The organism is Rubritepida flocculans DSM 14296 (assembly GCF_000425365.1).
In the GTDB taxonomy this organism is placed as follows: domain Bacteria; phylum Pseudomonadota; class Alphaproteobacteria; order Acetobacterales; family Acetobacteraceae; genus Roseococcus; species Roseococcus flocculans.
The window spans coordinates 89,888-101,803 of sequence record NZ_AUDH01000008.1; the positions used below are offsets into that span (position 1 = coordinate 89,888).

Below are 11,916 nucleotides of genomic sequence, written 5' to 3' on the forward strand. Positions count from 1 at the left end.
TCATCAGGCCGCGCCCAGCACCACGCAGACGTTCTGCCCGCCGAAGCCGAAGCTGTTGGAGAGCGCCGCGCGGAAGGCATGCGGGCGCGCCACCGGCACCGTGTCCATGCCGATCTCGGGGTCCGGGTCGTCCTGGTTGATGGTGGGGGGCAGGACCTGGTCGCGCAGCGCGAGCAGGCAGACCGCCGCCTCGATGGCCCCCGCCGCCGAGAGGGTGTGGCCGATCATGGACTTGGTGGAGGAGATGGGCGGCGGCCGCTCGCCGAACAGCAGCCGGCAGGCCAGGCTCTCCATCTTGTCGTTCTCGGGCGTGGAGGTGCCGTGCGCGTTGATGTAGCCGATCTCGCCCGGCGAAAGCCCCGCATCGGCGATGGCGCGCTCCATGGCGCGCACGATCGCCATGCCGTCGGGCGAGGAGCGGGTGCGGTGGAAGGTGTCCGCCGCCTCGCCCGCGCCGAGCACATAGCCGAGGATGGCCGCGCCCCGCGCGCGCGCGCGCTCCTCCGTCTCCAGCACCAGCGCGCCCGCGCCGTCGCCCATCACGAAGCCGTCGCGCGAGAGGGTGAAGGGGCGCGAGGCCGCCTCGGGCGGATCGTTGCGCGTCGAGAGCGCCTGCAGCAGCGAGAAGCGGATCAGCGTCTCCGGCATCAGCGAGGCCTCGGCGCCGGCGGCGATGGCGCACTCCGCCTCGCCCGCGCGGATCGCCTCGATGGCGAGCTGGATGGCCGAGGCGCCGGAGGCGCAGGCGGTGGTGACGGCCTGCGGCACGCCGCGCGTGCCGAAACGCTCGGCCAGATGCGCGGCGGTGGCGCCGAAGAGCAGCTCCTCGTAGAGGTCGCGCCGCCCCTCGGCGGCGGAGATCATCCCGGGGTAGTCGGCCGCGCCGAGGTCGAGGCGCTGGTGCCACTCGATCTCCACCGGCGGCAGGCCGATGGCGAGCGGGCCGGGGAAGGGGCCCGCATGGCCCGCCTGGGCCAGCGCCTCGGCGATGGCGGCCTCGCCCAGCCGGCGCGTGCGCGCGGCGACGGAGACGGGGCGGCCGGGCAGATCCTCGGGCAGGTCCACGCAGGCGGCGATGCGCGTGCGCAGCCCCGTGGTGTCGAAGCGCGCGATGGGCCGCACGCCCGAGCGCCCGGCGCGGATCGCGGCCCAGCTCGCCTCCACCCCCCAGCCGAGCGCGGTGACGAGGCCCATTCCGGTGACGGCGATGCGCATCAGGGCGCCTCCAGCAGGGCCACGGCCTCGCCGCGCCACTGGCCGCAGCCGGTGACGAGCACCTGCCGCGCCCGGCCCTCGGCGATGGCGAGCGCGCCGAGCGCCACGCCCATGGGAAAGGCGGCCTCGACCAGATGGCCGAGGAGATCGGCGGCGAAGAGATCGGGCGCGCGGGGCAGCACGGCCAGCTCGTCCTGCGTCGCCTCCGGCGCGCCGGAGGCGGTGGAGAGCAGCATGGCCTCCGGCCCCGCCCCCGTGCGCTCCAGCAGCGCGGCGAGGCGCGCGCGCCGGCCCTCGGGGGCGCCCTGGTCGGTCAGCACCTGCGCGAGCCGGGCGAGAGGCCGCGCCGCGCCCTCGGGCTCCAGCACCAGGAAGGCCGCGCCCGCGCCGAGCGCGAGGCCGCGCCGGGCCGGCAGAGGCCGCCAGGGCGCGCGCGCCAACTGCCCGCCGAGCCCGTAGAGCAGCAGCAGCTCCGGCCGGTCGCTGGAGAGCGCCCCGCCGGTCAGCGCGAGCGCCGAACGCCCCGCCGCGATGCGCTGGGCGGCGACGCGCAGCGCCTCGGCCCCCGCGATCTCCTCGCCCATCAGCGTGCGGGAGGAGCGCGCCACGCCGTGCACGATGGAGATGGAGCCGGCCAGCAGGTTGGAGAGCTGCGCGAGGAAGAGGGTGGGGCGCAGCCCGTCCATCAGCATACGGTGCCGCTCGACCTGCCCGGGCCGGGCGGCGAGGATCTGCGTGTCGAGCGCCGTGTCGCGCTCGCCGCCGCCGGCGGCCACCACGAGGTCCATCTCGGCGACCCGGGGCGTCGCCCCGGCGTCGGCGATGGCGAGCCCCGCGCCATAGACGCCCAGCCGCTGCCAGGCCTCCATCTGGCGGAACTCGCGGCGCGGGATGGCGGCATCGAGCGGCAGGGCGGGCAGGGGGTGGATGGGGAAGGGGGCGAGCCGCGCCTCGTCCAGCACCGGAGGCGCGCCGCCCAGCAGCGCCGCATGCGCCGCCCGCCCCTCGCCCTGGGAGGAGGCGAGGCCGAGCCCGGTGACGACCACGCCGCGCATCAGGCGAGCCCGATCGCGCGCGCGCGGGCCCGCACGGCGGTCTCCAGCTCCGCCGCGGGGAAGGGGAGGGTCTTGAGGGTGAGCTCGGCCTCCGCCGCCCGGGCCTCGCCCTCGGCGAGGCTGCCGTGCAGCACCGCATAGCCCGATCCGTCGTGACGCAGCTCGGCCGTCACGGTCAGCTCCGCACCGGGCTTCACCATGCCGCGCAGCTTCGCCTCGCCCACCTTGGCGAGCAGCGCCATGCGCGCGAAGCCGCTGCGCGCGACGATGAGCCAGCCCGCCGCCTGGGCCATGGTCTCGATCATCAGCACGCCGGGCAGCAGCGGGAAGCCGGGGAAATGCCCTTCGAAGACCGGGCTCGCCTCCGGCACGCGCGCGCGGGCGACGAGCCGCTCCGGCCCATGCTCCAGCACGCGGTCCACCATCTCGAAATATTCGAGGCGCAAGGCTCAGCCCTGCTTGGCCGCGACCAGTTCCTCGATGCGCTTGGCCAGGCTGCCCATCACGAAGAACTGCTCCGCGGGCGCCTTGCCGCTGTTCACCTGCTCCGTCCAGGCCTCGACCGGGACCTTGATGCCGAAGCGCTTGTCGATCTCGAAGACGATGTCGAGGAAGTCGAGGCTGTCGATGCCGAGGTCGTTGATCACATGCGCCTCGGGCGTGATCTTGGCGCGGTCGATGTTCGCCGTCTCGGCGATGATGTCGGCGATGGTCGAGAAGGCGTCGCTGGGCGCCGGGGACATGGCGGCGAACTCCGTGGGTGTCAGGTCGGCGGTGGTTTGGCGCGTCCGCGCGCGGCTGTCCAGCGCCCGGGCGGGGCCGGGCGCTGGTAGGGGCGGGGGGACTCGAACCCCCATGGCCTCGCGGCCGCTCGATTTTGAGCCGAGTCCGTCTACCGTTCCGGCACGCCCCCTTCCTCGGCGAAGGCTTACCATGCCCCGCCGCCCGCGGCGAGGGCCGGCCGTTACAATCGGGAACCCACCGAAACCCCGCCCGATTGTAACATCGCCGCATGGATCCGAAGCCGCACATCCTGGTCGTGGACGATGACCGCGAGATCCGCGAACTCCTCGGCCGTTTCCTGGAGAAGCAGGGGCTGCGCGTGAGCCTCGCGCGCGACGCGCGGGAATGCCGCAAGCTCTGGCCGCTCGCCCGCTACGACCTGATCGTGCTCGACCTGATGATGCCCGGTGAATCGGGGCTCGACCTCGCGCGCTGGCTGCGCGCCCAGTCGCAGGTGCCGATCGTGATGCTCACCGCCATGGGCGAGGAGACGGACCGCATCGTGGGGCTCGAGCTCGGCGCGGACGACTACATGGCCAAGCCCTTCAACCCGCGCGAGCTGCTGGCGCGCATCCGCGCCGTGCTGCGCCGCACCCAGGGGGCGGAGGCCGCGCCCGCCGCGCCCGAGCGCGCGCTGCGCTTCGCCGGCTGGGTGCTGGAGCCCGCGCGGCGGCGGCTGCTCAACCCCGAGGGCGTGGAGGTGCCGCTGACGGGCGGCGAATACGAGCTGCTGATGACGCTGCTCGAACGCCCCAACCGCGTGCTGACGCGCGACATGCTGATGGACCTGCTGCACAACCGCCAGCCAGGCCCCTTCGACCGCGCCATCGACGTCGCCATCTCCCGCCTCCGGCGCAAGCTCGAGGACGACGGGCGCAACCCCTCGGTGATCAAGACCGTGCGCGGCGGCGGCTATGTGCTCTCGGCGGTGGTGGAGCGGGCGTGAGCAGCCTGCTCGCGCGGCTCTGGCCCGCCACCCTCGCGGGGCGCACGGCGCTGGTGCTGATCCTGGGGCTGATGGCGGTGCAGGGCCTCGGCCTCACCATCCACGCCTTCGACAGGCTGGAACTGCAGCGCGCGGCCGAGGCGCGCGACCTCTCCTTCCGCGCCTTCGCTCTGTGGCGCGCCCTCGTCACCCAGCCGCCGGAGCGGCGGGCGGCCGCGCTGGCCGAGGCCGATCTGCCGCCCAACCTGCTCGCGAGCTTCGACCGCGAGCCCTGGGTGCGGCCGGACATGCCGCCCGTGCCGCCGCATCTGGGCCGGCTGTTCCGGCTCGATCCGCCCCCGCCCGCGCCCCCGCCCGGGCCGCGCCGGCTGCGCCCGGCCGAGAGCCTCTCGGCCGCGGCCGGGCCCGCGGAGGTGGCGCTTTCGCTGCGCTTCGCCGAGGGCGGCTGGCTCAACCTGCGGCTGCGCCTGCCCGCGCCGCGCCCCTGGCATTCCGACCGTTTCCTCGCCGCCTTCGCGGCCATGTCGGTGATGGCGGCGCTGCTCATCCTCTGGGCGGTGCGCCGCCTGACGCGGCCGGTGCGCGACCTCGCCGCCGCGGCCGAGCGGCTGGGGCGCGACGTGAACGCCCCCGCCCTGCCCGAGACCGGCCCGCGCGAGGTGGCGCAGGCGGCGGCCGCCTTCAACGGCATGGCGAGCAACATCCGCCGCTTCGTGGCCGACCGCACGCAGATGCTCGCCGCCATCGGCCATGACCTGCGCACGCCCATCACCCGGCTGCGCCTGCGCGCCGAGCTGATGGAGGACGAGGAGCAGCAGCGCCGCATGCTGGCGGACCTTGCGGAGATGGAGGCGATGATCGCCGCCACCCTCGCCTTCGCCCGCGACGATGCCGCGGCCGAGCCCGCCGCGCCGGTCGATCTCGCCGCGCTCGCGCGCACCGTGCTGGACGAGGCGGCGGACGCGCAGCCCGAGCTCGCGGAGAAGATCGCCTACAGCGGCCCCGAGCACCTGACCGTGACGCTGCGCCCGCTCGCGATGAAGCGCGCGCTGGGCAACCTCGTGGGCAATGCGCTGAAATACGGCGGCGCGGCGCGGCTCTCCCTGGAGCCGCGCGGGGCGGGCGCGGTGATCGCCATCGAGGATGACGGCCCCGGCATTCCCGAGGCCGCGCTGGAGGAGGTGTTCCAGCCCTTCCGCCGCATCGAGGGCAGCCGCAACCGCGAGACGGGAGGCACCGGGCTCGGCCTGACCATCGCGCGCAGCATCCTGCGCGCCCATGGCGGCGAGGTGAGCCTGCACAACCGCGAGGGCGGCGGGCTGAGGGTGGTGGTCTCGCTGCCCGGGTGATCATCGGCGCGCGGGCCGGGTTGGCGGGGGCGGCCCGTCAGGGCAGAAGCATGCCGGCGGCCGCGCGGGCTTCTCGCAAGTCCCGGCATGCGGCCGCGCGCATGAGGACCGACGCCATGGCCCTGAAGGCCGCCATCATCCCCGTCACCGCCTTCGAGCAGAACTGCTGCCTTGTCTGGGACGATGCGGCGAGGCGCGCCACGGTGATCGACCCGGGCGGCGATGTTCCGCGCATCCTCGCCGCGGTCGAGGCGCAGGGACTGACGGTGGAGCAGATCCTGCTCACCCACGGCCACATCGACCATGCCGGGGGCGCGGAGGAGCTGCGCGAGCGCACCGGCGCGCCCGTGATCGGCCCGCACCGCGCCGACGCGATGCTGCTCGCGAACCTGGAGCGGCAGGGCGCCGCCTATGGCCTCGATGGCGCGCGCAACCTCGTCCCCGACCGCTGGCTGGAGGAGGGCGAGGAGGTCATGATCGGCGGCGAGACCTTCCAGGTGCTGCACTGCCCCGGCCATTCGCCGGGCAGCGTGGTGTTCGTCAGCACCGCGCTGCGCGTGGCCTTCGTGGGCGACGTGCTGTTCCGCGGCTCCATCGGGCGGACGGATTTCCCCTATGGCGACCATGACGCGCTGATCGGCGCGATCGTGATGAAGCTCCTGCCGCTCGGCGACGACATCGCCTTCGTCTGCGGCCATGGCCCCGGCTCGGATTTCGGGACGGAGCGGCGGACGAATCCCTTCCTGCCGCGCTGAGGCTCACACGGCGGCGCTGTGCCGCCCCGCGCCGCTGCCCAGCCGCGCGTCGAAGCAGGCGGCGACGTGGCGCAGGAAGGCGCGGGCCTCGTCGGGCACGGTCAGCCAGCTTCCGGCGATGCGCAGCAGCCCGTCCCGCTCCAGCGCCTGCAGCCCGGGCAGGGCGGTGGTGAGCACGGCGGCGGGCAGGGTGTCGAGGTCGAGGGCGAGGTCGCACATCACGCGCTCGATGGCCTCCCGGCGGATCGCGTCCTCGGCCGTCAGCGCGACGCCGCGCGCCACGGGCAGGCGGCCCGCCTCCACGGCCGCGACATAGCCGCGCTCCTCGGGGATGTTCTGCGCATAGCCCTGGGGCGTGGCGCTGATGGCCGAGGCACCGAGGCCGAGCAGCATCGGCGCCTCGTCCGTCGTGTAGCCCTGGAAGTTGCGCCGGAGCCGGCCGGAGGCGGCGGCCTTGGCCATGGAATCCTCGGGCCGGGCGAAATGGTCGAGCCCGATGGGGACATAGCCCGCCGCGCGCAGCACCTCTCCGGCCGCGGCGGCCTGCGCCAGGCGTTCGTGCGCGCCCGGCAGTTCGGCCGTCTCGATGGCCTTCTGCACGGGCTTCATCCAGGGCACATGCGCATAGCCGAACACGGCCACGCGATCCGCCCCCAGCGCCGCGGCCAGCGCCGCGGTGGCGCGCACATGCGCCTCGGTCTGCCCCGGCAGCCCGTACATCATGTCGAGGTTGAGCCCGCCGATCCCGGCCTCGCGCAGCCGGCGCACGGCCTCGCGCACCACGGGCTCGGGCTGCACGCGGCCCATGCGGGCCTGCACCTCGGGGTTCGCGTCCTGCAGGCCGAGCGAGGCGCGCGAGAAGCCCTCGCGCGCCAGCACCGCCACCACATCCTCGGTCAGCGTGCGCGGATCGAGCTCGACGCAGAGCTCCGCGTGGCGGGCGAAGGGGAAGAGCGTGCGTAGCCGCGCGAGCAGCGCGCCGAGCCGCGCCGCGCCCAGCGCGCTCGGCGTGCCGCCGCCCAGGTGCAGGTGCTGCACGATCCCGTCCGCCGGAAGCGCGAGGGCGAGCATCCGCGCCTCGCGATGCAGCGCCTCGGCGTAGCGCGCGATGCGCTCCTCGCTGCGCGTCACCGCGGTGTGGCAGCCGCAATACCAGCAGAGCTCGTGGCAGAAGGGGATGTGGACGTAGAGCGAGAGGCGCTCGGCCGGCTTCATCCGCGCGAGCCAGCCGCGCCAGGCGCCCTCCTCCAGCGGGCCGAAATGCGGCGCCGTGGGGTAGCTCGTGTAGCGGGGCAGATTCGCCGTCGCGTAGGCGGAGAGGGCCTGGGTCTGCATGGCGCGACTCTGCCCCCGTGCCGGGCCGCTTGCCTTGCGCCCGATCAACCGGGAATGCTCGCGCGCAGCGAGGAAGGAATCCCCGATGGCCGAAGTCGAGCTTGCGATCCGTGGCGGCGTGGTGGTGACGGCGGAGGGCATGCAGCGCGCCGATGTCGGCGTCAGCGGGGGGCGCGTGGTGGCGCTGGCGGAGAGCATCCGCGACGCCCGCCGCATCGTCGAGGCCGACGGGCTGTGGGTGATGCCGGGCGGGGTGGACAGCCACTGCCACATCGAGGAACCCCAGCCCGGCGGCGGCGCGAACGAGGAGAGCTTCGTCACCGCCTCGCGCTCGGCCTTCGCGGGCGGCACCACCTCGGCGGTCTGCTTCGTGCCGCAGTGGAAGGGCGGCGGGCTGCTGGAGCGCCTCGCGGACTACGAGGCCCGCGCCCGCCACGCCATGCTGGACCACAGCTTCCACCAGATCATCACCGACCCCACGGAGCGCGTGATCGAGGAGGAGCTGCCGCAGGTGGTGGCGAAGGGCATCCGCTCGCTCAAGGTCTTCCTCACCTACGAGCCGCTGCACGTCAGCGACGCCGAATACCTTCGCGTGCTGGCCGCGGCGCGCAAGCACCAGTGCCTCGTCACCGTGCATTGCGAGAACTACGACGCGATCAACTGGCGCATCCGGGCGCTGCTGGCGGCGGGCCTCACCGCGCCCAAATACCACGCCTGGGCCCGGCCGCCCGTGGTGGAGCGCGAGGCGACGCACCGCGCCATCGCGCTGGCGGAGCTGCTGGACCAGCCCATCCAGATCTTCCACGTGAGCTGCGCCGAGGCGGCCGAGGAGATCGCCCGCGCCCAGGCGCGCGGCGTGAAGGTCTGGGGCGAGACCTGCCCGCAATACCTCACCCTCACCGCCGCCCACATGGACCGCCCGGGCTTCGAAGGCGCGAAGTTCATGTGCAGCCCCGCCCCGCGCGATGCGGCCGAGCACGAGCGGGTGTGGGAGATGATCCGCCGCGGCGTGCTAGACGTGGTGAGCAGCGACCATTGCGCCTTCAGCTTCGAGGGCCCGCATGGCAAGCGCCAGAACGGCACGGAGCGTTTCGACCTGGTGCCCAACGGCATCCCGGGCTTCGCCGCGCGCCTGCCGCTGCTGTTCAGCGAGGGCGTCTCCAAGGGGCGGCTGACGCCCGAGCAGTTCGTGCGGCTCGGCTGCAGCAACCCCGCGAGGATGATGGGGCTCTGGCCGCGCAAGGGCGGCATCCACATCGGCGCGGATGCCGACATCGCGCTCTGGGATCCCGCGCGCGAGCGGGTGCTGTCGAATGCGCTGATGCAGCACGCCATCGACTACACGCCCTATGAGGGCATGACGGTGAAGGGCTGGCCCGTGCGCGTCTTCCGCCGCGGCGAGGAGGTGATGCGCGAGGACGAGGTCACCGCCGCCCCCGGCAGCGGGCGCTTCCTGCCGCGCGCACCCTATCCGCTCATCGCGCCGCGGGGCGTGCTGCCCAACGGCTTTCCGGCCGCCGGCTGAGGCTCGGCGGTGGACGCGGGCCCGCCGCTTTGATTAGCTGTCACGAAACGGACAGGGAGTCTGGGCTGATGAAGAGGCGGGAACTCATCGCCGCGGGGGCCGTGCTCGGCCTCGCGGCGCCGGCGCTGGCGCAGGGCGGCTGGCCGCAACGCGGGGTGCGCGTGATCGTGCCCTTCGCCCCGGGCGGGTCGGTGGACACCATGGCGCGGCTCACCGCGCAGAAGCTGCAGGACAGGCTGGGCCAGCCCTTCGTGGTGGAGAACCGCGCCGGCGGCAACGGCGCGGTGGGCGGCATCGCGGTGGCGCAGGCGCCGGCCGATGGGCACACGCTCTGCTTCTCGGCCAGCGTGCAGACGCTCGCGCGCCTCGTCATGCGCAACCCGGGCTATGACCCGATCACCGACCTCGACCCGATCGCGCGCGTGGGGCAGGGGCCGCTGCTGCTCATCATGGCGCCGCAGCGCCCGCAGACCACGCTGCAAGAGGTGGTGGCCGCCATCCGCGCCAACCCGCGCGACTGGTCCTTCGCCACCTCGGCGCTGGGCGCGGCGGGGCATCTCGCCACGGTGGAGTTCATCCGCCAGATCGGGGTGGATGTGCCCATCGTCTCCTATCGCGGCACCGCCCCCGCGCTGGCCGACCTGTTCACGGACCGCGTGCAGCTCATCTTCGACCCGATGCTCGCCACGCTGCCGCCGGTGCGGGCGAACCGGGTGAAGCCCATCGCCATCACCTCCGGCCGGCGCAGCCCGGCCGCGCCCGAAGTGCCGACCACTGCCGAGGGCGGCATGCCCTCGGTGGATCTGCAATCCTGGTGGGGCTACTGGGGCCCGCGCAACACGCCCGAGGAGGTGAAGGCCCGCATGGGCGAGGCGCTGCGCGCCATCATGGCCGAGCCGGACGTGACGGAGCGCACCACCTCGCTCGGCATCGAGGCGCTGTTCGAGGGCGCGCCCCAGTTCGCCCAGTTCATCCGGCGCGATTTCGAGCGCACGCAGGAGCTGCTGCGCATCGCCAACTTCCAGCCCGAGTGATGCGGCCGGCCGAATGGCCGGACGTATCATGCCAGCGGCCGCGCCGCCTTCTCGGGAGTCACGGCAAGCAGCCGCTGGCATGATCAGCCGAAGCGCAGCCGCGTGGCGAGCTCCGCAAGCCGCGCGGCCTCGGCATTGGCGAAGGCGAGGCGCAGATGGCGTTCCTGCCCCGGCCCGAAGAAGGGGCCGGGCAGCGTCATCACGCCTTGCTCGGCGGCCAGGCGCTCGGCGGCGGCGAGCGCATCGGGCGCGCCCTCGGGCAGGCGCAGATAGGCGAAATAGGCGCCCATCGCATCGAGCCGCATCCCGCTGAGCGCGGCGCGGCAGGCGCTCGCGCGGCCTTCCATGATGGCGCGGTTGCCCGCGCGCCACTCCCGCAGCGCCGCGATGGCCCAGGCCAGCACGCGCTGGGCCGGACGGGCGGGGCAGATCTGCAGCGTGTCGAGGGCTTTCGCGAGCTGCGCCTGGAAGGCCTCGCCCGCCACCACCGCGCCGAGCCGGTGGCCTGGCACGCAATAGGCCTTCGAGAAGCTGTAGAGCTGGACCAGATACTCGGGCCAGGCCTCCGCATCGGCGAAGAGGCCGTGCGGCGCGCCCGCCCCTTCGGGCAGGAAGTCGCGGTAGGTCTCGTCCAGCATCAGCCAGAGGCCGCGCCGGCGCGCGAGCGCCGCGAAGGCGTGGATCAGCGCGGGCGGATAGATCGCGCCCGTGGGGTTGTTGGGCGTGACCAGCAGGATGGCGCGGCTGCGCGCATCGACCAGCGCCTCGGCGCGCCCGGGGTCGGGGAGAAACCCGTCCTCGGCGCGGCAGGGCAGGGGGCGCGGCTCCACGCCCGCCATGTGCAGCGCCATGGCGTGGTTGAAGTACCAGGGCGTGGGGATGAGGATGTTGTCGCCCGGCGCGGCGACCACCTTCGCCGCCATGGCGAAGGCGAGGTTGCAGCCGGCGGTGATCGCCACCTCGGCGGGGCGGAGGGGCGCGCCATAGACCTCCGCGAGGTCCGCCGCCAGCGCCTCGCGCAGCGGGGCGTCCCCGGCGATGGGGCCATAGCCCGCGAGCGCGCGATCGGCGGCCGCCTCGCCGAGACGGGCCAGCAGCTCGGGGTGCGGCGGATAGCCCGGCACGGCCTGGGTGAGGTCGAGCGCGGGGCCGTGCCGCCCGTCATAGCGCGCCGCCCAGGCGCGCGCGGCGGGAATGGGCGGATCGGGCGTGGCGAGGATGGTGGGCGCGAAGGGCATCAGGGGTCCTCGACGAGGGGGCGGCCGGTGACGTGCCGCCAGTGGTGCCACAGAAGCCGCGCCGCAAGAGACCGCGCGGGCGACCACGCCGCGGCCATGGCGGCCAGCGCGCGCGGCGCGGGGCGGGCGGGCAGGGCGAAGAGGTGTTGCGTGGCATTGGCCAGCGCGATGTCGCCGCTCGGGAAGATGTCGGGCCGCTGCTCGGCGAAGAGCAGATGCACGTCGGCCGTCCAGGGGCCGAGGCCGCGCAGGGCGCAGAGCATCGCCACCGCCGCCTCGTCCTCCGCGCGGGCCAGCGCGGCGAAGTCCAGCGCGCCCTCGAGGCAGGCGCGGGCCAGCGCGCGCGCATGGGCGGCCTTGGGGCGCGAGAGGCCGGCCGCCCCGCAGAGCGCCGCATCGTCGAGCGCGAGCAGCCCCTCGGGCGTGAGCGCGCCGGGCAGGGCGCTGAGCCGCCGCCAGATCGCGCCCGCCGCCTGGTTGCTGATCTGCTGGCCGCAGATCGTCCGCAGCAGTCCCGGAAAGCCGCGCGGGCGCGTGCGCCAGGGCAGCGGCCCCGCCTGCGCCTCGATCGCGGCGAAGCGGGGCTCGCGCGCGAAGAGCAGCGCGCGCGGCGGCGAGGTCTGCGGTCATCGCCCTCCTTCTAGCGCCGGTGCGGGGCTTGCACAGGCCCGCCGCGGGCCG

The 11,916-nt window shown here is 74.5% G+C and carries 12 protein-coding genes and 1 tRNA gene; 5 read left to right on the plus strand and 8 right to left on the minus strand.

From position 1 onward, the window contains the following. Window positions 1-3: 3 nt before the first annotated feature. The 5 genes from H596_RS0109665 to H596_RS0109685 all read right to left on the minus strand — a co-directional run bounded on the left by H596_RS0109665 (window position 4) and on the right by H596_RS0109685 (window position 3,183). A complete protein-coding gene (locus H596_RS0109665) occupies window positions 4-1,215 on the minus strand; it encodes a beta-ketoacyl synthase N-terminal-like domain-containing protein (protein WP_037300778.1) in 1,212 nt (403 codons plus the stop codon). Further along, entirely contained in the window at window positions 1,215-2,270 is a 1,056-nt protein-coding gene (locus H596_RS0109670; RefSeq protein ID WP_037300780.1) for a beta-ketoacyl-ACP synthase, read from the minus strand. Before H596_RS0109670 ends, H596_RS0109665 begins: the two co-directional genes overlap by 1 nt. After that, on the minus strand, window positions 2,270-2,716 hold the full coding sequence (locus H596_RS0109675) for a 3-hydroxyacyl-ACP dehydratase FabZ family protein (protein ID WP_027284719.1): 447 nt from the start codon (window positions 2,714-2,716) through the stop codon (window positions 2,270-2,272). The genes H596_RS0109670 and H596_RS0109675 overlap by 1 nt, the downstream gene beginning before the upstream one ends. 3 nt (window positions 2,717-2,719) lie before the next feature. After that, complete coding sequence (locus tag H596_RS0109680) at window positions 2,720-3,013, minus strand: acyl carrier protein (protein WP_027284720.1); 294 nt, start codon at window positions 3,011-3,013, stop codon at window positions 2,720-2,722. Window positions 3,014-3,097: 84 nt separating this feature from the next. After that, window positions 3,098-3,183: transfer RNA gene (locus H596_RS0109685), tRNA-Leu, on the minus strand. A gap of 99 nt (window positions 3,184-3,282) precedes the next feature. Between H596_RS0109685 and H596_RS0109690 the strand changes: the two genes are divergently transcribed. The 3 genes from H596_RS0109690 to H596_RS0109700 all read left to right on the plus strand — a co-directional run bounded on the left by H596_RS0109690 (window position 3,283) and on the right by H596_RS0109700 (window position 6,103). Continuing rightward, window positions 3,283-3,999, plus strand: a complete 717-nt coding sequence (locus H596_RS0109690) for a response regulator (protein WP_027284721.1) — start codon at window positions 3,283-3,285, stop codon at window positions 3,997-3,999. Further along, entirely contained in the window at window positions 3,996-5,348 is a 1,353-nt protein-coding gene (locus H596_RS0109695) for an ATP-binding protein (protein ID WP_342663344.1), read from the plus strand. The genes H596_RS0109690 and H596_RS0109695 overlap by 4 nt, the downstream gene beginning before the upstream one ends. A 116-nt stretch (window positions 5,349-5,464) precedes the next feature. Beyond that, the gene (locus tag H596_RS0109700; RefSeq protein WP_037300783.1) at window positions 5,465-6,103 is read left to right on the plus strand and encodes an MBL fold metallo-hydrolase; all 639 of its coding nucleotides are present in this window, start codon (window positions 5,465-5,467) and stop codon (window positions 6,101-6,103) included. A 3-nt stretch (window positions 6,104-6,106) separates the two neighbouring features. On the opposite strand, the gene hemN is transcribed toward H596_RS0109700, so the two are convergent. Next, window positions 6,107-7,438, minus strand: coding sequence for an oxygen-independent coproporphyrinogen III oxidase (hemN, locus tag H596_RS0109705; RefSeq protein WP_027284724.1), 1,332 nt, complete (start codon window positions 7,436-7,438; stop codon window positions 6,107-6,109). Window positions 7,439-7,523: 85 nt separating this feature from the next. On the opposite strand from hemN, the gene hydA reads away from it, so the two are divergent. Together hydA and H596_RS0109715 are read left to right on the plus strand one after the other, a co-directional pair. After that, the gene (hydA, locus tag H596_RS0109710; protein ID WP_027284725.1) at window positions 7,524-8,963 is read left to right on the plus strand and encodes a dihydropyrimidinase; all 1,440 of its coding nucleotides are present in this window, start codon (window positions 7,524-7,526) and stop codon (window positions 8,961-8,963) included. A 68-nt stretch (window positions 8,964-9,031) separates the two neighbouring features. Beyond that, complete coding sequence (locus H596_RS0109715) at window positions 9,032-9,997, plus strand: Bug family tripartite tricarboxylate transporter substrate binding protein (protein WP_027284726.1); 966 nt, start codon at window positions 9,032-9,034, stop codon at window positions 9,995-9,997. 83 nt (window positions 9,998-10,080) lie between these two features. On the opposite strand, the gene H596_RS0109720 is transcribed toward H596_RS0109715, so the two are convergent. Then, window positions 10,081-11,235 carry an aminotransferase gene (locus tag H596_RS0109720; RefSeq protein ID WP_051212731.1) on the minus strand — a complete coding sequence of 385 codons (1,155 nt, stop codon included), beginning with the start codon at window positions 11,233-11,235 and terminating at the stop codon, window positions 10,081-10,083. Beyond that, on the minus strand, window positions 11,235-11,837 hold the full coding sequence (locus tag H596_RS23385) for a DNA glycosylase family protein (protein ID WP_084602660.1): 603 nt from the start codon (window positions 11,835-11,837) through the stop codon (window positions 11,235-11,237). The genes H596_RS0109720 and H596_RS23385 overlap by 1 nt, the downstream gene beginning before the upstream one ends. Window positions 11,838-11,916: the final 79 nt, after the last annotated feature.

Bases quoted from the DNA above. Each gene is read 5' to 3' on its own strand.
- H596_RS0109665 (WP_037300778.1), bottom strand. From the start codon at position 1,215: ATGCGCATCGCCGTCACCGGAATGGGCCTCGTCACCGCGCTCGGCTGG.
- H596_RS0109670 (WP_037300780.1), bottom strand. From the start codon at position 2,270: ATGCGCGGCGTGGTCGTCACCGGGCTCGGCCTCGCCTCCTCCCAGGGC.
- H596_RS0109680 (WP_027284720.1), bottom strand. From the start codon at position 3,013: ATGTCCCCGGCGCCCAGCGACGCCTTCTCGACCATCGCCGACATCATC.
- H596_RS0109690 (WP_027284721.1), top strand. From the start codon at position 3,283: ATGGATCCGAAGCCGCACATCCTGGTCGTGGACGATGACCGCGAGATC.
- H596_RS0109700 (WP_037300783.1), top strand. From the start codon at position 5,465: ATGGCCCTGAAGGCCGCCATCATCCCCGTCACCGCCTTCGAGCAGAAC.
- hemN (WP_027284724.1), bottom strand. From the start codon at position 7,438: ATGCAGACCCAGGCCCTCTCCGCCTACGCGACGGCGAATCTGCCCCGC.
- hydA (WP_027284725.1), top strand. From the start codon at position 7,524: ATGGCCGAAGTCGAGCTTGCGATCCGTGGCGGCGTGGTGGTGACGGCG.
- H596_RS0109715 (WP_027284726.1), top strand. From the start codon at position 9,032: ATGAAGAGGCGGGAACTCATCGCCGCGGGGGCCGTGCTCGGCCTCGCG.
- H596_RS0109720 (WP_051212731.1), bottom strand. From the start codon at position 11,235: ATGCCCTTCGCGCCCACCATCCTCGCCACGCCCGATCCGCCCATTCCC.